Raw genomic sequence first — 20,964 nt, 5'->3', positions numbered from 1 at the left:
TCGCATCATCGGCGAGGTGCCCTTCTCGCTCGATCCCCGGTTGTTCTGAGGCGAGAAGGGAAGGGCGTCGCCCTGCGGGCCGGGCTGTTGGCTGCGCTGAAGCCAGCAAGCCGTCTTCATCCCAAAGGCTTCCATCCCAGGCACTCCAAGCCTTGCGGGGCGTCGACCTCATTGTGGCGGTGACCTTCGTCAGCGAGATCGGCAACCTGAGCCGCTTCGAGAGCCCCCGAGGTGGGGGTGGAAAACGTGCTCTGATCGAAACGGCTATTGGGCGTTATAAGGCGCTGATCGTAACCGGAGCAGATTCCGGGGCGGCTACGGTCGAGCGGCCTGCCGGATGAGATCTGGCAGGGGTGGGATTGAGGCCTGTGGGTTGATGCCGAGCCGATCGCCGAGATAGGCGAAGAACGAGACGCCGAGCTTCATTCAGGTCTTCATGAGGCCGAGGAAGACGTCCCGCGCCTGCCGTCCGGCGTCGCTCATCGTGCCGCCGGAGATCTTGCGCTTGGTGACGAAGGCGCGGATGTCGTTCTCCGAGCCATTGGTATGCAACGGGATCTCGGGGCGCTCCAGAACCCGCAGCAGTTCGGGTTTTCGGCGATGAAGCCGCGCCAGGAGCCGGTCGAGCAGGTTGTATCCGGTTCGTGGCCGGAAGATGCGGGGTCGAATCGGGCGCGCAGGGCCGCAGCGCATCTCTTGCACGGATCCTTCTGCCAAGCCTTCAGGTCTCGATAGAACCACCAGATCAGCTGACGCACCAGCTCGACCGACTGTCGCTGCTGCGGCGTTGCCGGCACCAGCTTGTGGACGAGCCTCTCCGCATGCACCCAACACAGCGCGTGCTCGCCGACGCGGAACTGGCCGGCGCCATCGGAGACGATCGCCGTGTCGCCCAGCAGGCCGTGGTGATGGATGGCGCCCCACAACGCACCTTCGGTGGCGATCCGTACCGGGTCCGGCGTCACGCCGAGCTGGTCGATGCCCAGCGCCGTCAGGTGCGCCTGCCATGCGGCCCCGTCCGCGAAGATCTTCTGCAGTGCGGCCTCGAGACGATCGATGACCGGTCCCGCCAGATTGCGCCCGCGCATGTAGGCCAGCGCCTCCTTGTTCACGACATGCTCGCCGTGACCGGCGCGAAGCGTGTCCAGGAACGCCGCGCGCGACTTCGAGGCACCGGTGCGGAAGGCCGTGAAGCGATCGTCGCCGATCTGCGTGGTGTAGCCGTCCGCGTGGGCGTGGCGTGCGGAGGTGTCATCCACCGTCACCCACTGTGCCGTCGCAAGGCCCGCGCGAAGCACGTCGCGATCCTCGCTCACGAACTCGTCCACGTGATCCGCTATCAGTCGCACGACCTGGCGCTTGGAGATGGCGATGCCGATCCCGGTCAGAAGAGCCGTCAGCCGCTCCGTCGTCACCTGTCCCTGCACGTGGCAGGCGAGGATGAAGCGCCGCAGGTTCGCACCCCAGCCGCCGACGATCCCCGGCGGCAGCGGCGCTACCACCCTCCCCCCCGCCGGCGTTACCCAGCGCTCGCGGCGATACCGCACGACCTCGGTGACCAGCACCAGGTCGCGAACCAGGATCGTCTCGTACCCCTTGAAGCGCGATCCTGCCGGCACCTCCGCCGGAACGACCACCTCCCGGCTCACCTGATTGCCGTCCCGCTTGCCACCGCGCCGGCGGCGCTTGCCCTTGCCGCGCGACGGCCCTGTCGCCTTCTCCATGCCCGAAGGCTTCGACGTCTTGAACTTCGGCCGGGGCGGCAGCCCCTTCAGCGCGGCGATCTCGTCCTTGAGATCCCGGTTCTCTGCCTTCGCCGACGCAAGCTCCGTCTTCAGGCCGGCATTCTCGTCACGAAGGCTCCGAACCTCGGAAAGAAGCTCCACGACAAGATCGCGAAGCGCCCCAACCGGCCGGTCCCTGACCGTATCAGCGTCTCGTTCCGACATGGAAATCGTGAATCACGACCCCCACTTCCTGAAAAGCCCCTTCGCCCCGGAATTTGCTCCAGTTACGCGCTGATCGGCCGACGTCTGCGAGCCCGCTTCTTTGCCGCCCAGCAGACGGAGGTTGCCATCGGTTGTGCAGTCCTCAACCGCATGCTCGCCTGTGCACGCCTGCACTCGGTTCGCTGCAGCGCATAGAGGACGATATCAAAGACCCCATTGCGCCGCATGTCGCATCCGTGCACCAACGCCCCCAAGTACGGTTCGTCAGACGGTGAAAAATCCGACGATGGCGTGCGCCCGAAATCATGCGCCAGGCGATGGCCGGCAAAATCCGTGGTCGTCATGAATAGGACGGGCTTGCACCTTCATCCGAAGAATGCTAAACGATCGTTTAGTTAGATAGGTGATGTCTTGACCTCGACAGCTTCGAAACGTCAACCAAGCCGCTGGCCTGCCTTGCTGGACGCCGCGGCCATCTTCTTCGCCGAGCGCGGCTACCACGCCACCGCCATGCGGGACATCGCGCGTGTCGCGAACGTCACGCCGGGAGCGGTCTACTTCCATGTGGCGACCAAGCATGCGCTGCTCGTGGCCGTCTATCAGGAAGGCGTGGATCGCATCATCCGCCACTTCGATGAGGCGATCGCGGAGGAGTACGATCCGGTGAAGCGCTTCCGCTGCGCCATCCAGGCCCACCTTGAATCCATCCTCGATGAGAGCGCCTATGCGCGCGTCATCGTCCGCGTGCTGCCCGAGGATGTGCCGGAAGCGACGGAAGAGTTGAAGCGCCAGCGCGAGCGCTATGAGGAGCGCTTCCGCGCGCTGATCGACGGCCTCCATCTTCCTCAGGGCCGCAATCCCAAGCTGATGCGGCTGCTGCTCATCGGCGCTCTGAACTGGACCCCGGTCTGGTATCGCGGCTCCATCGGCGGCCTCGACCCTGTCGTCGATGAGATGGTCGCCTCGTTCGGCATCCAGCCCACACGAAGGACGAGCAAGAAATGATCCATGCCGGCACGCGGCCCCTCCGTGTCCTCGTCACCAAGATCGGCCTCGACGGGCACGATCGCGGCAGCCGGATCGTTGCCGCCTATCTGCGCGACGCCGGCATGGAAGTGATCTACACGCCACCCTGGCAGACCATCCCGGGTGTCGTGAAGCTCGCCACTGAAGAGGACGTAGACGTCATCGGCATCAGCTCGCTGGCCACCGACCACCTGATCGTCCCGAAAATGATGGAGGCGCTGCGCGCCGCGGGGCTCGGTCACGTGGGTGTCGTGGTGGGCGGCATCGTGCCGGAAGCGGAGCAGTCGGCGCTCGCCGCGGCCGGCGTCAGCCGGGTGTTCGGTCCGGGCGCCGCGCGCGAGGAGATCGTGGAGTGCGTGACGGCCCTCGGCCAGAAGTCGCGCGCGGAGCGTGTCGATGACTATTCGGAGGCAAACCCATGAACCAGGCCGCGGTGCAACTTCCACTCCCGGGGTTCGAGCAGGCCTCTGGCCAGTGGCGCTCTGACTATTCCCGCCAGGTGGCCGGCGAGAAGCCGGTCCGCAACCGCTCCGGCATTGAGGTTCAGCCGCTCTATTCGCCGCGCGACTGGGCGGGCGAGCGCTATCTGGATGATCTCGGCTTTCCTGGCCAATACCCCTTCACGCGCGGCATCTATCCATCCATGCATCGCGGCCGCACCTGGACCCAGCGCCAGCTCATCGGCCTCGGCACGCCGCAGGATTACAATGTCCGGGTCCGCCGCATCATTGATGCGGGCGCCACCGCCATCAGTCTCCTGCCGTGCTGCTCGGGCTTCCGCGGCATCGATTGCGACGAGGTGGACCCGGTGCTGCTCGGCACCTGCGGCACGGTGGTGAACACCACCGACCACATGGATGCGGCGCTCGACGGGGTGCCCCTCGGCACCATCTCGACGGCCATGAACGATCCTTCCCCGTTCACGCTTCTGGCCTTCACCCTGGGGGTGGCGCGCCGCCGCGGCATCGACTGGCGCAGCATCACCGGCACCTCGAACCAGAGCGACTATATTTCCCATTTCATCGCCAACCACCAGTTCTACCGGCTGTCCCTGCCGGGGTCGCGGCGGGTGCTGCTGGACCACATCGAATTCTGCCGGCGCGCGTTGCCGAACTGGAATCCCCTGTCGGTAGTCGGCCAGCACATGCAGCAGGCCGGAGCGACGCCCGCCGAGACCATGGGCTTCACCTTGTCCTCGGCGATCCAGTACGCGCAGGACTGCATCGAGCGCGGCATGGACGTGGACGACGTCCTGCGCCGCTTTACCTTCTTCTTCGATATTTCGATCTCCTTCTTCGAGGAGATCGCCAAGTTTCGCGCCGGCCGACGCATCTGGGCGCGGATCGCCCGGGAGCGGCTCGGCGCGAAGGACCCCGCCTGCTGGCGCTTCAAGTTCCACGGCCAGACCTCGGGCGTCGATCTCACCCAGCAGCAACCCTTGAACAACATCGCCCGCGTCTCGGTCCAGGCCATGGCCGGCATCCTCAGTGGGCTTCAGTCCATGCACACGGATGCCTATGACGAGGCCATCGCCTGCCCCAGCGAGGAGACGGCGCGCATTGCCGTGGCCACCCAGAACATCCTGCGCGACGAGGCGCAGCTCTGCGCCGTGATCGATCCCCTCGGCGGTTCTTATTACGTGGAGCGGCTGACCGACCAGATGGAGGCGGAGATCGAGGCAGTGATTGCGCGGATCGACGCGGCCGGAGGCATGTACAAGGCGGCCGAGGTCGGGCTGGTGCAGACCATGATCGGCGAATCCGCGCTCGCCTTCCAGGAGCAGCTGGAGACAGGCGAGCGCAAGATCGTTGGCGTCAACTGCTATCAGGTCGAGGAAGACCCGACCATTCCGCCCGCCGAGCGCCCGGACCCCGCGGCCATGGAGCGGCATGTGGAACGCTTCAAGGCATTCAAGCGCGAACGCAGCCAGGACGCGGTGGCACGCGCCCTCGACGCGCTGGCGCGGGCCGCCAACAGCGAGCGCGAGAACGTGTTCGAGAAGGTGGTGGAGGCGGCCGAGGCCGGCGTGACCCATGGCGAGATGGTGGGCTGCCTGCGCCGCGAGCTGGGCTTCGGCCATCCCCTAATCATCGCCTGACAGGATCGCCATGGCCCCGTCCCCGATCCCGCTGGCGCAGCGGCTGCGCGCCGGCGATCCCCGCGCGGTGGCGCGGGCCATCAGTCTCATGGAGGAAGGCGGCAGCGCCGCCGCCGCGCTTCACGCCGCCATCCTGCCGGCGACGGGACGGGCGCTTACGATCGGCTTCACCGGCCCCCCCGGCGCCGGCAAGTCGACGCTGGTGGACGCCTTCGTGGCCGAGCTGCGCAAGAGCGGCCGTACGGTGGGGGTGGTGGCGGTGGACCCCTCGAGCCCCCTTTCGGGCGGGGCGGTGCTTGGCGATCGCATTCGCATGGGCCGCCACACGGACGATCCGGGCGTCTTCATCCGCTCCATCGCCTCGCGCGGACATCTCGGGGGGCTCTCGCGGAGCATCCATCATGTAGTGGACGTGCTCGACGCCGCGGGCCGCGACGCCATCGTGATCGAGACCGTGGGCGCCGGCCAGTCGGAGGTGGAGATCGTGGACGTGGCGGCGGTGCGCATCGTTGTGAACGCGCCCGGCCTCGGCGATGACGTGCAGGCCATCAAAGCCGGCATATTGGAGATCGCCAGCATCCTGGTGGTGAACAAGGCTGACCTGCCGCTTGCGCCCCGCACGGTCCGGCAGCTCAAGGCCATGCTGAGCCTGCGGCGGGAGGGTGAGGCGGACGTCCCGGTGCTGGAGACCATCGCCAGCGAGGACCGCGGCGTGGCGGAGCTGCTCGCCGCGGTGGACGCCTGCGCGACCTTGCGGCCGGAAGATGCGGCCGCCCGGCGGCGCACCCGCATCCGCCGCCTCGTCGCCGAAGGCGCGGCAGGGGAGATGCGGCGCCGCATTCTCGCCTGGGACGATGCGGCCTTCCTCGAAACGCTTGCGCGGGCGGCGCGAGGCGAGATCGACATCGACACGGCCGCGCGCGCCGCTATGGAGGCGCAGGCCGGTGGCGTTCCACTTCCTGTCGCGGTTCCGCAGAAGGCCGATCGGAGGGCCGGATGAACGCGCCCGCCGATCGCGCGGAGGACCCGGCCGCCGAGGCGTGGCGCTGGGCGCGGTTCATGCTGTCGGGCGACCGGCCGGCCGGTGCCTTCGGCTTCGAGCTCGTCGCCGCCGGTCCGGGCGCGGCCGAGCTGGCGATGACGGTGCCCCCGGTGGCGCTCAACGCCTTTGGCACCTGCCATGGCGGTGTGCTGTTCACCCTGGCCGACGCGGCTCTTTCCATCGCCTGCAACAGCCGGGGCCAGCAATCGGTGGCCCAGACCTGCAGCATCGCCTTCCTGAGGCCCGTGCAGCCCGGCGATCGGCTGATCGCCCGCGCCAGCGAGCGCGCCCGCACCGCCCGCACCGCCATCTATGACTGTGCCGTGGTCAACGGCGCCACCGGCAAGGTGGTCGCCGAGTTCCGCGGCCACTCCCGCACCATCGCGGACCACATGCCCATCGGTCCGGCAACCTGAGACGGGGCGACGCCAGCATGACGGCACTGGAACAGCCGGTGATTTCCGACATCTATTTCACCGCCCGGGAGGTCATGGATCCCGAAGCGCGGGAGTGGGACCTCCTCGGCCGGCTCCCCGGCCTTGTCGCGCGCGCCATGCAGGCCCCCGGCTGGCGCCGCCACCTCGCAGGCATCGATCCGGGCGGCGTGAGGGATCGGCAGGCGCTCGCGTGCCTGCCGATCCTGCGCAAGGCGGACCTGATGCGGCTCCAGGCGGAATGCCCCCCGCTGGGTGGGCTCGCCTGCGCGCCGGTCTCCTCCTTCAAACGCCTGTTTCTTTCCCCGGGACCGGTGGCGGAGCCGGAAGGCCATGGTCCCGACTGGTGGGGAACCGCCCGCGGCCTCCATGCCGCCGGCATGCGGCGGGGCGACATCGCCATCAACTGCTTTTCCCACCACCTCACTCCGGGCGCCCGGTTCGTCGAGAGCGGCATGCACGCCATCGGTGCCGCCGTCATTGCGGGCGGCGTCGGCAACACCGACCAGCAGGTGGAAGCCATCTGCCGCTACGGCGCCACCTGTTATCTCGGCACGCCCGATTTTCTGAAGCTGCTGCTCGACCGGGCCGCGGAATTGGGCAAGAGCACGCGGACGCTGACGAAAGGGTTTGTCTCCGGCGCGGCGCTTCCCTCCTCCCTGCGGGCGTTGCTGTCGGCCCGCGGCGTTTCGGTCCTTCAGGGATACGCCTGCGCCGATGTCGGGCTGATCGCCTACGAGACCGTGCCGGACGACGGCTTGGTCCTCAACGAGGAGCGCCTCGTCGAAATCGTCGATCCCTCCACCGGCACGCCCGTGGAGCCGGGAGCGGTGGGCGAGGTGGTGGTCACGCGCTTCGACGCCGACTACCCGATGATCCGCCTATCCACCGGAGACCTCTCGGCCGTCAAGCCCGGCCTTTCCCCGTGCGGCAGGACCAATCAGCGGCTCGCGGGCTGGCTGGGCCGCGCCGACCAGAGCGCCAAGGTGAAGGGCATGTTCGTCCACCCCTCGCAGGTGGCCGAGCTCGCTTTGAGGTTTCCCGAGCTCGCCAATGTGCGTCTCGTGGTCCTTCGCGCACGGGAGCAGGACGCCCTGCGGCTCGATGCGGAATGCGCGAGCGCCGGTGCTGGCCTGTTGCAGGCCATCGCGCAGGCGCTGAGGGACATCACCAAGCTCGGCGGCGAGGTCCTGCTCGTGCCCCCGGGCACCCTGGCCCCGGACGGCCGCGCCATCATCGACATGCGCTGAGCACCGGCGGCCGGCGATCGCGAAGGCGCCCCGGTCACCCCGCCAACGCGCCAGCGCCCGGCGGACGCCTGCACTCGAACACGCAACGGGCAATCGCCCCTCGAAAGGCGCCTGCCTGCGGCTCGGCCCTGATGGGCCGCGTGCCGGCCGAGAGGTAACCTGGCGTTCCTTCTTTACCTCCGCCGGACCCACCGGCCTGGCGACGCCTCCCAGCGCCCTCCGTGCAGTCGCCAGAGCCCGCCGGGAGAACGGCCAAGCTGGAGCAAATGGGGCAGCCAACAGCGTTCGTCGCCGACAAGCTGATTGAACACTTGTTTAGTTCGATGGCCGCTGCTAGGCTCCCCTCCGATGGTTGAAAGACCATCCAAAATCCAAGGAAGGTCGAGGGAGGATGCAAGGTGGCCGACACCTACGCCGCAGACACCTTTCCCAAGCTGCTGCTCGACAATGCCGCCCGCCGCCCGGCCCGCCCCGCCATGCGGGAGAAGCGATACGGAATCTGGAAGACCTGGACCTGGGCCGACCTCACCCGTGAGATCGAGGCGCTGTCCCTCGGCCTGAAGGTGGCGGGCATCGCGCCCGGCCAGCGCGTGGCGGTCATCGGCGTCAATCGCTCGCGCCTTTACTGGAGCATCCTCGCCGCTCAGTGCGTGGGCGCCGTGCCGGTTCCGCTCTATCCGGACGCGGTAGCCCAGGAGATGGCTTACCTGCTCGCCCATGCGGAAGTCACCGCCGCCATCGTCGAGGACCAGGAGCAGGTGGACAAGCTCCTGTCCGTGCTCCCCGAGCTGCCGGCGCTCCGGCTCATCGCCTATGACGAGCCCCGCGGCATGCGCGATTATGTCTGCGAGGCCTGCGCGCTCACCAGCCTCGACGCGATCATGGCCTCCGGCCGGCAGGAGACTGCCGGCGCAGGCCTCAGCCGCGCCTTCACCGACTTAGTCGCCCGCACCGGGGGCGGCGACACCTCGATCATCCTCTATACGTCCGGCACCACCGGTCGGCCGAAGGGGGCTGTCATCTCCTCCGAGCGGGCCATCAGCGCCGCCCGTCAGACGGTGGCGGCGGACCGCCTCGACGAGACCGACGAGGTGCTCGCCTATCTGCCCATCGCCTGGGCCGGTGACCACTATCTGAACTATGCCCAGGCCTTCGTTGCCGGCTTCTGCATGTCCTGCCCGGAAGAGCCGGAAACGGTGGCTATCGACATCTTCGAGATCGGCCCCACCTTCTATTTCGCGCCACCGCGGGTGCTGGAGGACCTGCTCACCCGCATCATGATCTCCATGGAGGATGCGGGCCGTGCCAAGCGCTGGCTGTTCGACCGCTTCATGGGCGTGGCGCGGTGCTGGGGCGAGCCGATCCTCAACGGAAGGGCCGACGTGCCGCTCCACGGCCGCCTGCTCTACGCCCTCGGCGAGGCCCTGATCTACGGGCCGGTCAAGAACGTGCTCGGCTTCTCGCGCATCAAGGTCGCCTATACGGCGGGCGAGGCCATCGGGCCGGACCTGTTCGCCTTCTACCGCTCCATCGGCGTGAACCTGAAGCAGTTCTACGGCCAGACGGAAGCCTTCCTCTACATCTCGACCCAGCCCGACGGGCAGATCCGCTCCGATACGGTGGGGCCGGCGGCGCCGGGGGTGGAGATTCGCATCGTCGAGAGCGGCGAGGTGCAGTTCCGCTCGCCGGGCCAGTTCGTGGAATATCTCGGCGATCCCGTCCGCACCGCGGAGACCCTGACCCCGGACGGATTCGTGCGCACGGGCGACGCCGGCTTCATCGGCCAGGACGGGCATCTGCGCATCATCGACCGCGCCAAAGACGTGGGCCGGCTCACCGACGGAACCCTGTTCGCGCCCAAATATATCGAGAACAAGCTGAAGTTCTTTCCCAATATCAAGGAGGCCGTGGCCTTCGGCGACGGGCGCGACTTCGTTGCCGCCTTCATCAACATCGACCTCACCGCGCTCGGCAACTGGGCGGAGCGCAACGGCGTGAGCTACGGCTCCTACCAGGAGCTGGCAGCGCTGCCGCAGGTCTACGACATCATCCGCGGCCACATCCGCCAGGTGAACCGTGATCTCGCGGCGGAGCCCGCCATGGCGGGCGCGGCCATTACCCGCTTCGTCATCCTGCACAAGGAGCTCGATGCCGATGACGGCGAGCTGACGCGCACACGCAAGGTGCGCCGCGCCTTCGTGCAGGAGAAGTATGCCGGCCTTGTCGCCACCCTCTACGATAATGCCCGCGAATGCTTCGTGAGCACCGAAGTCACGTTCGAGGATGGCCGCAAGGGACGCATCGAGGCCACGCTCACCCTCGCCGAGGTCGACGATCGGGGCCCGCACCCTCACCAGCGCGAGACATTGGCAGCATGACGGCGCTCTTCTCCTCGACGGCCGCCGCAGGAGCGGCATCGGCCGCCCGCGCCGCCCCCGCGCCCATCGCGCGCAGCATCGCCGCCACCGCGCCGCTGCTGGAGATCCAGCGCGTCAGCCTCAGCTTCGGCGGGGTCCGGGCGCTGAACGATGTCTCGTTCGACATCCGGTCGGGCGAGATCCTCGCCATCATCGGCCCGAACGGCGCCGGCAAGACCTCGATGCTCAACTGCATCAACGGCTTCTACCGTCCCACCTCCGGCTACATCGTGCTCGACGGCGAGCGCCGCACCCAGACCCGCCCTTGGTTCGCGGCCCGGCGCGGCATCGCCCGCACCTTCCAGAACGTGGCGCTCTTCAAGGGCATGACCACGCTCGACAACATCATGACCGGGCGCGCGCTGAAGATCCGCAGCAGCATCCTCGGCCAGCTGGTGCGCGTTGGCCCGGCCATGCGCGAGGAGATCGAGCACCGCCGCAAGGTGGAGGAGATCATCGACTTCCTCGAGATCCAGGCCATCCGCAAGGTGCCGGTGGGCAAGCTGCCCTACGGGCTGCAGAAGAGGGTGGAGCTGGGGCGGGCGCTGGCCATGGAACCGCGGCTTCTCCTGCTCGACGAACCCATGGCGGGCATGAACCTGGAGGAGAAGGAAGACATGAGCCGCTTCATCCTTGAGGTGAACCAGACCTACGGCACCACCATCACCCTGATCGAGCACGACATCGGCGTGGTGATGAACCTGTCCGACCGCATCGTCGTGCTCGACCACGGCTGCAAGATCGCCGACGGCACGCCGGCCGAGGTCAAGAGCGACCCGCGCGTCATCGACGCTTATCTCGGCCGGGGAGGAGCATGATGCTCGGGTTCGATCCGGCCAAGGTCGGCTTCTTTTTCGAGGTGCTCGCCTCCGGGCTGCTCTCGGGCATTCTCTACGCCCTGGTGGCGCTCGGGTTCGTGCTGATATTCAAGGCCTCCGGCGTGTTCAACTTCGCCCAGGGGGCCATGGTGCTGGTCGCCGGGCTCGCCTTGGTGCGGGCCCTCGGCTGGCTCGAGACACAGGTGCCGTTCTGGTTGGCGCTGATGCTCGCCATCGCGTTCGCGGGCGCGCTGATGACCGGCATCGCCTGGGCGGTGGAGCGCTTCGCCCTGCGCAAGCTCGTGAACCAGACCGCACTGACGCTGTTCATGGCCACCATCGGTATCACCTTCGTGCTGGAGGGCCTGGGCCAGCAGATCTTCGGGGCCCAGGTCTACAAGCTCGACATCGGCCTGCCGCGCGACAGCCTGTTCGTGCTGGAGAGCGTGTTCGACGGCGGGATCCTGCTGAACCAGCTCGATCTGTGGTCGGCCGTGCTCGCGGCCCTGCTGGTGGTGGCGCTGGCCGTCTTCTTTCAGAAGACACAGGTGGGCCGTGCCCTGCGTGCCGTGGCCGACGACCATGCGGCGGCGCAGTCGGTGGGCATTCCCCTGACGCGGGTGTGGTTCATCGTGTGGATGGTGGCCGGCTTCGTCGCCATCGCCGCGGCGGCGGTTTGGGGCTCGAAGGTGGGGGTGCAGTTCTCCCTCGTCTACGTGGCGCTCAAGGCCTTGCCGGTCATCATCGTCGGCGGCCTCACCTCCATCCCCGGCGCCATCGTCGGCGGCCTGCTCATCGGCGCCGGAGAGAAGCTGGCCGAGGTCTATCTCGGTCCTTCCGTCGGCGGCGGGATCGAGCACTGGTTTGCCTATGTCGTCGCCCTCCTGGTCCTCCTGGTGCGCCCGCAGGGGCTATTCGGGGACCGTATCATCGAGCGGATCTGAGCATGTTCTACCGTGAGGCCGGCCACTTCCACGACAAGTACCGGGACGAGATGGCGATCTTCCAGATCCGGGAGGACCGCATCGGCATCCGCCTGCTGCTGATCGCTGCCTTTGTCGCCGTGCCGCTTCTCCACGCGGCCGGCGTGCCGCCCTTCGCCGGCGACTATCTCTTCAGCGCGGTGCTGACGCCGCTCCTGATCCTCGCCACCGCCGCCATCGGCCTCAACCTGCTCGTCGGCTATTGCGGGCAGATCTCCCTCGGCGCCGGTGCCTTCATGGGGGTGGGGGCCTACGCTGCCTACAACGTGTCGGTCCACCTGCCGGGACTGCCGCTCCTCGCCACCTTCCTGCTGGCGGGTGCGGCAAGCGCCGTCGTGGGCCTCGTCTTCGGCATCCCCTCGCTGCGCATCAAGGGTCTCTACCTCGCGGTCGCGACGCTCGCCGCGCAATTCTTCCTGGACTGGGCGTTCCTGCGCGTCGGGTGGATCACCAATTATTCCGCCTCCGGCTCGGTCACTGCGCCGCCCCTCGTCATCGCCGGCTGGCACGTGGACTCGCCGGTGGAACGCTATCTGCTCGCCCTCGCCGTCGCGGCCATCGTGGCGCTCGGCGCCGCGAACCTGGTGCGGGGCAATCTCGGCCGGCAATGGATGGCGATCCGCGACATGGACATCGCGGCCGAAATCATCGGCATCCGCCCCATGCAGTCGAAGCTGACCGCGTTCGCCATCTCCTCCTTCATCCTGGGGCTCGCGGGGGCGCTGTGGGCGTTCGTCAACCTGCGCGCGTGGGAGCCCTACGCCTTCTCCATCGACCGCTCGTTCCAGCTGCTGTTCATCGTCATCGTCGGCGGGCTCGGCTCCATCATTGGCTGCTTTTTGGGGGCGGCCTTCATCTGGCTGCTGCCGCTCGCGGTCGAAGGCATCCCGCGCTGGCTCTCGATCCCCATCGCTGCGGATGCCGCGGCGAACCTGACGCTCGGCGTGTTCGGCGCGCTGATCCTCATCACGCTGATCTTCGAGCCCCACGGCCTCGCCCGCATCTGGGCCATCATGAAACACAAACTCCGACGCTGGCCCTTCCCCTACTGACCGAGGGGCAAAAGCGGAGCGCCAGAGCCGGCCCAAGCCGGCCAAACTCCAAGGGAGGAGAAGCCAATGAAGAATCCCACGACGAAGTTGAGTATGCTTCTGGCGGCAGCGCTGCTGGCCCTACCGGTCGCAGCGCGTGGCGAGGAGAACGGGCAGTTCATCCCCGTTCTGTCCTACCGCACGGGGCCGTTCGCGCCAAACGGCATCCCCTGGGCCAACGGCATCGTCGACTATTTCGAGCTAATCAACCAGCGCGACGGCGGCATCAACGGCGTGAAGATCATCTACGAGGAATGCGAGACGGGGTACGCCACCGACCGCGGCGTCGAATGCTACGAGCGCCTCAAGAACAAGGGGCCGACCGGAGCCGCGTTCGTCAATCCCCTCTCCACCGGCATCACCTTCGCCCTCACCGAGAAGGCGCCGGTAGACAAGATCCCCCTCATCACCGCCGGCTTTGGCCGCTCCGAATCGAAAGACGGCAGCGTCTTCACCTGGAACTTCCCGCTGATTGGCACTTATTGGACCGCGGCGGACGTGGCCGTGCAGTATATCGCCAAGGAATTCGGCGGTCCGGACAAGCTCAAGGGCCGCAAGATCGTGCTGCTCTATCATGATTCCCCGTTCGGCAAGGAACCGATCCCGGTTCTGGAGGCGCTCGCCAAGAAATACGACTTCCAGCTTACGCTCATCCCGGTGGCCAATCCGGGCGTGGAGCAGAAGTCGCAATGGCTGCAGATCCGCCAGCTCCGTCCCGACTATGTGGTGATGTGGGGCTGGGGCGTGATGAACCCCACGGCCATCCAGGAGGCCGCCAACGTCAACTTCCCGCGCGAGAAGATGCTCGGCTTCTGGTTCGCGGGCGCGGAGCCCGACGTCGTCCCCGCCGGCGCCCAGGCGGTGGGCTACAAGGCGCTGATGCTGCAGCACGGGGCGGGGCGCGCGCGCGTCCACGACGACCTCGACAAGTACGTCTACGGCAAGGGGCTCGGCAAATCGAACCCCACCGATTCCAGCGGCGTGCTGTTCAATCGCGGCATGGTGGGGGCCATGCTCGGCGTCGAGGGCATCCGCACCGCCATGGCCAAGTTCGGCAACAAGCCGCTCACCGGCGAGCAGGTGCGCTGGGGCATCGAGCACCTCGCGCTCGACGAGAACAGGCTGAAGGAGCTGGGCTTCGAGGGCATGATCAGCCCCATCAAGATCAGCTGCTCGGACCACGAGGGCTCCCACACCTCCCGCATCCAGCAATGGGACGGCAAGCAGTGGAAGGTAATCTCCGACTGGTACACGGCGGACGAGACCATGCTCGCACCCATGCTGAAGGATGCGGCCGGCCGCTACGCCAAGGAGAAGGGCATCACGCCGCGCGACTGCAGCAAGGAGTCCTGAGCACCAGAACGTCCCCCCGCATCACGCAAGTGGGGGGGGGACGATCCCGCCCGTCGCATCGACCCACGCGAACCGGTGCCCACTTCGCTCGAACACGCTCGAGCCGATCCAGGGAACGACGCCATGACGCCACAAGCTCCCGCGGGAGATACCGCCCCGGCCATTCTCTCGGTCAACAACATCGAGGTGATCTATGACCACGTCGCGCTGGTGCTGAGGGGCGTCTCCCTCACGGTGCCGGAGGGCGGCATCGTCGCCCTCCTCGGCGCCAACGGCGCCGGCAAGACCACGACGCTGCGCGCGGTGTCGAACCTGCTCAGGTCCGAGCGGGGTGACGTCACCAAGGGCTCCGTCGTGTTCGCCGGCGAGCGGGTGGACCGCCTGACCGCCAACGACCTCGTCCGGCGCGGCTGCATTCAGGTGCTGGAGGGACGGCGCTGCTTCGGCCACCTGTCGGTGGAGGAGAACCTGCTCACCGGCGCCTATACCCGCCGGGACGGCGCGGCCGCCGTCCGGCAGAACCTCGAGGACATCTACGGGACCTTTCCCCGCCTGCGCGAGCGCCGCAAGGCGCAGGCGGGCTATCTCTCCGGCGGCGAGCAGCAGATGTGCGCCATTGGCCGCGCGCTGATGTCGAAGCCTCGCATGATCCTCCTGGACGAGCCCTCCATGGGCCTCGCCCCGCAGGTGGTGGAAGAGATCTTCGAAATCGTCCACGCCCTCAACCAGCACCGCGGCGTCTCTTTCCTGTTGGCCGAGCAAAACACCAACATGGCGCTGAAATACGCTACCTACGGCTACATCCTGGAGAGCGGGCGTATCGTCATGGACGGGCCTACAGCGGACATGCGCAACAATGAGGATGTAAGGGAATTCTATCTCGGCACCGCCAGCGGCGAGGGCCGGAACTTCCGCAACGTGAAGACCTATAAGCGGCGGAAGAGGTGGCTCAATTGACGATGGCCCACCCGTGAGGCTTCGGGCGAAGGGCGCGGCGCGATCTGCTGGAGACCCAGGGAAAGCTCTAACGAGCGGTAGGATCGCGCGATGAAGTTGAAATGCAGGCGGGCCACACTCCAACGCCGGTGAATATGTCCGTCAACCCCCGCGGGCCGGCGTCCGGATCCCGCGTCGTGTCCGCACAGGCAGTCCATGATGAACGACCCCGATCACCGCCAGCAAGCCTCGCACACCCTCTCCCGCGTAACGAAGATGCTGGTGGATCTCGGCTGCCTGCGCCATCTTGGGCCCATCGGCCGCTATGCGCTCGGCAATGCAGTGCTGACGCTCGGCTATCCCCTGATGGTGAGCCTCAGCCCATGGCGGGAGGCACGGTCGGTCATGCGCGAATTGGCGGAGGTGGAGTCCGGGCAGGTCTCCCTCGGCGTGCGGGACCGCTTCTCGGTGGTGTCCATAGAATCCATCCCGGGCCCACACCGCAGCATGGTCATGCCGGACCTCGGGCCGGTGTGGCCGCTTCTCCACAGCGCCATGGGCCGTGCTCATCTCGCCGCCCTGGCGCCGGCCGATCGCGACGCCCTGCTCGCCGACTTCAGGCGACGCGGATTCATATCGTCCTTCGGTCTTGCTCGGCCGGACATCTATGCCGGTGCGGTACCCCTGCGGCTGCGCTGGAACGAGGAGATCATGGCCTTGAACTGCAGCATCGCAGCGTCGCCCTCCCTGGGGCCGGAGGCGTTCACCGCCCTGATCGGCCGGAAGCTGCTGCTGACCGCGCGCGCCATCGAAGCAGCGGTGGAATTGGCCGTGCAGCCGGACGGGCTGATCACCGAGCGCGAGCTGTCACGCATCCCGCTCTCGATACGGCCCCTGCGTCCGAACCCCTGACCGGAATCCGGTGGAAACGCCCGTCTCCCTCGAACACGCCGCAGGCACTGGCCATTGCGGCGAGGGATAATGCATCCTCGTCCATCATCGCCGCCAACGTCGCTAGGCCCGCCGTCAGGCAGAAGCGATCGAAGCTGGCGCCGACCTCCTGCCAAGCCTCATCGACGATTGCAGCCGGCACCACGCCGGCAGATGTGGTAGCTTTCTTCATGGCGTTGCTCTCCTTCGCGGATTCAGCACCCCGAGCTAGCGGCTCAAGGCGGGCAACGCCTGCTCTCCTATTTCAACATCGGCCGGGACATCCCCCCGTCGGGGCCAAGGTGTAAAAAGGGCGGGAAGGCTTACTGAATCATAGGGCTATGGCGCAAACATAGTGCTCATCACTATCGCTCGTGGCTCACCACCAACGGCAGGAACCCTCACGTCGATCCCCAGCCACGGTCCAAGCTCTACGCAAACATCAGGCCTGGCGCCAAGGCCATCCCGCCCTGGCTGGTGTTTGATCCCGGGCTTTGATGGTGCAGTCTTTTCGCCGGAGTGGAAGGAGGCACTATGGGCCAGGTTCTTCACGGGAGCGCCACGACGACAGAGGCAGTGCGTCGAGCGATACAACATAGTCAAGAGAGCCTGAGGGCGCTGGCCAAGCGTTACGGGATCAATCAGAAGACGGTCGCGAAGTGGAAGAAGCGCACCTCGGTCGCTGATCTGCCGACAGGCCCGAGGGCTCCGACATCGACGGTTCTGTCGATCGAGGAAGAGGCGGTCATCGTCGCCTTCCGCCGGCATACGCTGCTGCCGCTCGACGACTGCCTCTATGCCTTGCAGGCGACGATCCCGCATCTGACGCGCTCATCCCTGCATCGCTGCCTGCAGCGCCACGGCATCAGCCGGCTGCCGGAGGTGGAGGGCGACAAGGAGCCGAAGAGGCGGTTCAAGTCCTATCCGATCGGCTTCTTCCATATCGATATCGCCGAGGTGCAGACTGCCGAGGGTAAGCTGTACCTTTATGTAGCCATTGATCGCACGAGCAAGTTCGCCTTCGTGCAGGTCGTCAGGAAAACAGGCCGGACCTCGGCGTCAGCCTTCCTCGTGGCCCTGATCGACGCGGTGCCCTACCGGATCCACACCGTTCTGACGGACAACGGCATCCAGTTTACCTTCCCGCCGCGCTATGCCGACGGGCCGACAGCTCGCTACATCACCCATATGTTCGACATGCGCTGCCGAGAGAACGGCATCGAGCACCGCCTGACCAAGGTGAAGCACCCCTGGACCAATGGCCAGGTCGAGCGGATGAACCGGACCATCAAGGAAGCGACCGTCAAGCGCTTCCACTACGATGATCATCACCAGTTCGAAACGCATCTCGCCGACTTCGTCGCCGCCTACAATTTCGGCCGGCGCCTGAAAACCCTCAGAGGCCTCACGCCCTACGAATTCATCTGCAAATGCTGGACTTCAGAGCCAGAGAGATTCATCCTCGATCCAATCCAGCAAATGCCGGGACTGAACACATGGGTCACTTCTCGGTGGAAACTTCGGAGCTTCCCGGGTCAACTCTCAGTGGAAATCAACACCTTGGGCACCCGCGGCAGGTTGGCGCCGAAGGCGAGGGCGGAGGGGGCGATGGGCTGCCAGGCGCGCGGGTCGGCCGGGTCCATGTGATCGTCGCCTTCCCAGGGCCGGTTGGCGCTGGCCTTGCGCCCGGCATGGCCGATCTGGATGCCCGGCACGGCGCCCCTGGCGGGCGATGAAATCCACGACGGGGGAAAGGCGCTCGGCCTGCGCATCGTTCCAGAGCCCGAGGTCCCCGGGCGTGATGCGGCCTTCCGGCGACACCGCGGCGCCTCCACCATCACGAGCCCGGCACCGCCGGCGGCGCGGGCGCCCAGTGTCACCATGTGCCAGTCATTGGCGAGGCCGTCCTCGGCCGAATACTGGCACATGGGCGAGACCGCGATGCGGTTCCTGAGCCGCACGTCCTTCACCGCGAGATCGCTGAACAGGTCGGCCATGGCGGTTCGTGTCCTTTGTGCTGCGCGCCGTCAGTCGGCGATCTCGTATTCCCGGGTGATGATGATGGGCAGGTGCCCGTCGGGCAGGAAGTTGGGCTCGTCGGCGCGGGTGATCACATATTCCGGGGTCTGCGTCCCCGCCTTCATGTGGGCTGTGGACTGGAACCAGGTGATGGCGAGGCCATCATAAGCGGGCGCGGGGGCCGTGGCATAGGCGAACAGCTTCAGGTGATTCTGCTCGTAGCGCCGCAGCACCGGGATTTTCGAGGCGATGGGCCGGTGCACGTGCTGCCAGTGGGCGCGGAAGGGCGGCAGCGGCATGCCGGGGCGGCGGTTGACGAACTCCACGTTCTTCACCGCGTTGTCCGGGATCGCGCCGTCCTTGATGACCAGGACGTCCACCGGCATCCGCACCAGCCGGGCGGGGTCGATGACGGCCGCCATGGCGGCCATGGCCGCGGCGAAGGGGGCGGATGTGAGGGCGTAGGCGCAGGTGGCCTCGTCGTCGAACCACATCTCGCCGAGGCCGTCGAACAGCAGGTCGCCGCGCGCATAGCCCTGGGGCAGAGCATGGGACTGCACGTAGCGCCGGACCCCCGGCACCGCGGCGAGGCGCGGGACCGCCTCGGTTCGCCAGCGCTCCTGGAACTCGGCGACGGAAAGCTCCGGCCGGCGCTTCACCAGGTCGATCACCTTCAGCATGGGCTGTTCTCCCGCGGGGCGTCTTGTCAGGGGCGTGCTCAGTAGGAGCGCGGCAGGCCGAGATCGTGCTGGGCCACGAAATTCAGCACCATCTCCTCGGCCACCGGGGCGAAGCGGAACAGGCGGGCGTCGCGCCACAGCCGCTCCACGTGGAACTCCTTGGAATAGCCCATGCCGCCCAGCGTCTGGATGGCGCGGTCGGTGGCGAGGCCGGCGGCGTGGCCGGCCATCCACTTGGCCATGTTGGCCTCGCTGCCATAGGGCTGGCCCTGGTCGTAGAGGGTGGCGGCCTTGTGGTTCATGAGGCGCGCGCACTCGGCCTGGATATGGGCCTCCGCGAGGGGGAACTGCACGCCCTGGTAGGAGCCGATGGGCTGGCCGTCGAAGATCTTGCGGTCCTTGGCGTAGTTCACCGCGAGGCGCACGGCGAGTTCGGCGGTGGCCACCAGGCCCGAGGTGGTGACGATCCGCTCGGTGTTGAGCACGTCGAGCAGCTGGCGGAAGCCGCCGTCCAGCGCGCCCACCAGCTCGTGGCCCTCCACACGCACGTCCTCGAAGAAGACGGAGCTGGAGGGCAGGGTGTTGGTGCCCACCTTCTCGATGGCCTGGTGGGTGATCCCGGCGCGGTCGCGGTCCACTAGGAACAGGCTGATGCCGTCGATCTTGCGCTGCACGTCCTCGGCGCGGGTGGTGCGGGCGATGACCAGGATCTTGGTGGCCTGCGGCACGGCCGTGATCCAGATCTTCTGGCCGTTGATCCGCCAGCCATTGCCGTCGGGCCGGGCGAAGGTCTTGATGGCCAGCGTGTTGGTGCCGGCGTCGGGCTCGGTGAGGGCCATGGCGAACAGGGCCTCGCCCGCCACCAGCCTGGGCAGGAGGTCCCGCTTCATCTCCGGCGTGCCGAACTTGGTCAGCGTGATGCCGCCGAAGATGGGGTTGCACATGAACATCTGGCTGAGCGTCGAGCCGCCGCCGGCCGCGCACAGGGCCTCGATGGCCATGGCGAGCTCGGTCATGCCGAGGCCGGCGCCCCCGAACTCCTCGGGAATGGCGATGCCGCACAGGCCGGCGTCGCAGATCTCCTGCCAGGCGGCGCGCGGGAATTCCTTCTTCGCGTCCAGCTCGCGCCAGTAATCGAGGCCGAACTTTTCTCCGACCCGCCGCGCGGTATCGACGAGCAGGCGCTGTTCTTCAGTGCGGGCGAAGTCCATGGGTCTGTCCAATGGTCGCCTTTACGCTCGCAGGAGCGACAAAGGCTGTTGCAGGAGCTGGATGACGAGGTCGAGGAAGCGGGCCGCCTTCACGCCGTCGAGCACGCGGTGGTCGCAGGACAGGACGAGTCCGAGTTCCTGCACCAGGGCCGGCGCGCCGGCCGCATCGGGGCGGAAGGCGGGTTTCACCGCCGCCACTCCGAGAATGGCCGACTGGCCGGGATTGATGATGGGCACCAGGTGGGACGCCCCGAACATGCCCACGTTGGAGACCGAGATGGCGCCGCCCTGAAGGTCGGCGGCTTCCAGCCGGCCGTCGCGGGCGCGCTCCACGGCGGCGCCCATGGCGCGGGCGATCTCGTCGAGGGGCCGGGTGTCGGCCCGCCGGACCACCGGCACCAGCAGGCCGCGGGGGGTGTCCACCGCCACGCCCACGTCGCCCTCGGCGAGCTGGATCACCTCGTCATCGGCCCACACCACGTTGGTCTCGGGCATCTGCCGCAGGGCGCGGCCCACCGCCGCCGCCACGAAATGGGTGAGGCTGAGGCGCGGGAAGCCCTTCTGTCCGTTGAGCTCCTCGCGCAGCGCCAGCAGTCGCGTCACGTTGGCTTCCGCCAGCACATAGAAGTGCGGGATGGTCTGCTTGGCCTCGGTGAGGCGGCGGGCCACCACCTTCTCGATGCCGGTGGCCGGGCGCCGGGTCGCGGCCGCGGGGAGCGCGGCGTTC

General features: G+C 67.4%; 18 protein-coding genes and 4 pseudogenes. 16 read left to right on the top strand and 6 right to left on the bottom strand.

Annotation, left to right across the window (positions count from 1 at the left end; all coding sequences use genetic code 11):
• Window positions 1–137: 137 nt before the first annotated feature.
• Window positions 138–230 (top strand): annotated as a pseudogene (locus V5F77_RS25945) (transposase); the annotation flags it as partial.
• Between the two features lie 196 nt (window positions 231–426).
• Here the strand turns inward: V5F77_RS25945 and V5F77_RS25940 are convergent.
• A complete protein-coding gene (locus V5F77_RS25940; RefSeq protein WP_348842206.1) occupies window positions 427–693 on the bottom strand; it encodes an IS66 family transposase in 267 nt (88 codons plus the stop codon).
• Between the two features lie 1,325 nt (window positions 694–2,018).
• Between V5F77_RS25940 and V5F77_RS25935 the strand changes: the two are divergent.
• From V5F77_RS25935 to V5F77_RS25870, 14 genes and pseudogenes are all read left to right on the top strand, one after another.
• Window positions 2,019–2,144, top strand: a pseudogene (locus tag V5F77_RS25935) (IS5/IS1182 family transposase); the annotation flags it as partial.
• A gap of 216 nt (window positions 2,145–2,360) precedes the next feature.
• On the top strand, window positions 2,361–2,954 hold the full coding sequence (locus V5F77_RS25930; RefSeq protein WP_429008022.1) for a TetR/AcrR family transcriptional regulator: 594 nt from the start codon (window positions 2,361–2,363) through the stop codon (window positions 2,952–2,954).
• On the top strand, window positions 2,951–3,397 hold the full coding sequence (locus V5F77_RS25925) for a pivalyl-CoA mutase small subunit (RefSeq protein WP_011993146.1): 447 nt from the start codon (window positions 2,951–2,953) through the stop codon (window positions 3,395–3,397). The genes V5F77_RS25930 and V5F77_RS25925 overlap by 4 nt, the downstream gene beginning before the upstream one ends.
• Window positions 3,394–5,073, top strand: coding sequence for a pivalyl-CoA mutase large subunit (locus tag V5F77_RS25920; RefSeq protein ID WP_348842204.1), 1,680 nt, complete (start codon window positions 3,394–3,396; stop codon window positions 5,071–5,073). Before V5F77_RS25925 ends, V5F77_RS25920 begins: the two co-directional genes overlap by 4 nt.
• A 10-nt stretch (window positions 5,074–5,083) precedes the next feature.
• On the top strand, window positions 5,084–6,073 hold the full coding sequence (meaB, locus tag V5F77_RS25915) for a methylmalonyl Co-A mutase-associated GTPase MeaB (RefSeq protein ID WP_429008021.1): 990 nt from the start codon (window positions 5,084–5,086) through the stop codon (window positions 6,071–6,073).
• On the top strand, window positions 6,070–6,531 hold the full coding sequence (gene paaI / locus V5F77_RS25910) for a hydroxyphenylacetyl-CoA thioesterase PaaI (protein WP_011993143.1): 462 nt from the start codon (window positions 6,070–6,072) through the stop codon (window positions 6,529–6,531). The genes meaB and paaI overlap by 4 nt, the downstream gene beginning before the upstream one ends.
• Window positions 6,532–6,548: 17 nt before the next feature.
• Entirely contained in the window at window positions 6,549–7,799 is a 1,251-nt protein-coding gene (locus V5F77_RS25905; protein ID WP_394031361.1) for a phenylacetate--CoA ligase family protein, read from the top strand.
• 398 nt (window positions 7,800–8,197) lie between these two features.
• Window positions 8,198–10,177 carry an AMP-binding protein gene (locus V5F77_RS25900; RefSeq protein ID WP_394031359.1) on the top strand — a complete coding sequence of 660 codons (1,980 nt, stop codon included), beginning with the start codon at window positions 8,198–8,200 and terminating at the stop codon, window positions 10,175–10,177.
• Window positions 10,174–11,034 (top strand): ABC transporter ATP-binding protein, encoded by an 861-nt coding sequence (locus tag V5F77_RS25895; protein WP_348842200.1) that lies wholly within the window; start codon window positions 10,174–10,176, stop codon window positions 11,032–11,034. The genes V5F77_RS25900 and V5F77_RS25895 overlap by 4 nt, the downstream gene beginning before the upstream one ends.
• A complete protein-coding gene (locus V5F77_RS25890; RefSeq protein ID WP_348842199.1) occupies window positions 11,031–11,978 on the top strand; it encodes a branched-chain amino acid ABC transporter permease in 948 nt (315 codons plus the stop codon). The genes V5F77_RS25895 and V5F77_RS25890 overlap by 4 nt, the downstream gene beginning before the upstream one ends.
• A 2-nt stretch (window positions 11,979–11,980) precedes the next feature.
• Window positions 11,981–13,069, top strand: a complete 1,089-nt coding sequence (locus V5F77_RS25885) for a branched-chain amino acid ABC transporter permease (RefSeq protein WP_394031357.1) — start codon at window positions 11,981–11,983, stop codon at window positions 13,067–13,069.
• A 66-nt stretch (window positions 13,070–13,135) separates the two neighbouring features.
• A complete protein-coding gene (locus V5F77_RS25880; RefSeq protein ID WP_348842198.1) occupies window positions 13,136–14,461 on the top strand; it encodes an ABC transporter substrate-binding protein in 1,326 nt (441 codons plus the stop codon).
• Window positions 14,462–14,584: 123 nt separating this feature from the next.
• Window positions 14,585–15,418: an ABC transporter ATP-binding protein gene (locus V5F77_RS25875; RefSeq protein ID WP_394031355.1), complete on the top strand. Its 834-nt coding sequence runs from the start codon at window positions 14,585–14,587 to the stop codon at window positions 15,416–15,418.
• A 195-nt stretch (window positions 15,419–15,613) separates the two neighbouring features.
• Window positions 15,614–16,309, top strand: a complete 696-nt coding sequence (locus tag V5F77_RS25870; protein ID WP_429008020.1) for an IclR family transcriptional regulator domain-containing protein — start codon at window positions 15,614–15,616, stop codon at window positions 16,307–16,309.
• 61 nt (window positions 16,310–16,370) lie between these two features.
• Here V5F77_RS25870 and V5F77_RS25865 read toward each other — a convergent pair.
• Window positions 16,371–16,520: pseudogene (locus V5F77_RS25865) on the bottom strand (IS256 family transposase); the annotation flags it as partial.
• Window positions 16,521–16,861: 341 nt separating this feature from the next.
• Here V5F77_RS25865 and V5F77_RS25860 point away from each other — a divergent pair.
• A pseudogene (locus V5F77_RS25860) lies at window positions 16,862–17,821 on the top strand (IS481 family transposase); the annotation flags it as partial.
• A 41-nt stretch (window positions 17,822–17,862) separates the two neighbouring features.
• Here the strand turns inward: V5F77_RS25860 and V5F77_RS25855 are convergent.
• The 4 genes from V5F77_RS25855 to V5F77_RS25840 form a co-directional block, all read right to left on the bottom strand.
• Complete coding sequence (locus V5F77_RS25855; RefSeq protein ID WP_348848501.1) at window positions 17,863–18,324, bottom strand: oxidoreductase; 462 nt, start codon at window positions 18,322–18,324, stop codon at window positions 17,863–17,865.
• 30 nt (window positions 18,325–18,354) lie between these two features.
• Window positions 18,355–19,026, bottom strand: coding sequence for an EthD domain-containing protein (locus V5F77_RS25850; protein WP_429008019.1), 672 nt, complete (start codon window positions 19,024–19,026; stop codon window positions 18,355–18,357).
• Window positions 19,027–19,064: 38 nt separating this feature from the next.
• Window positions 19,065–20,237 (bottom strand): acyl-CoA dehydrogenase family protein, encoded by a 1,173-nt coding sequence (locus V5F77_RS25845; protein WP_348848503.1) that lies wholly within the window; start codon window positions 20,235–20,237, stop codon window positions 19,065–19,067.
• A gap of 21 nt (window positions 20,238–20,258) precedes the next feature.
• Window positions 20,259–20,964, bottom strand: a 706-nt coding sequence (locus tag V5F77_RS25840) for a 2-oxo acid dehydrogenase subunit E2 (RefSeq protein ID WP_429008018.1), incomplete at its 5' end; no start/stop codon positions are given.

Source organism: Roseixanthobacter psychrophilus, assembly GCF_043195195.1.
Taxonomy (GTDB): Bacteria; Pseudomonadota; Alphaproteobacteria; order Rhizobiales; family Xanthobacteraceae; genus NCEH01.
Note: the sequence above shows the minus strand (reverse complement) of the source record. Positions and strands in the feature narration are given on the sequence as shown.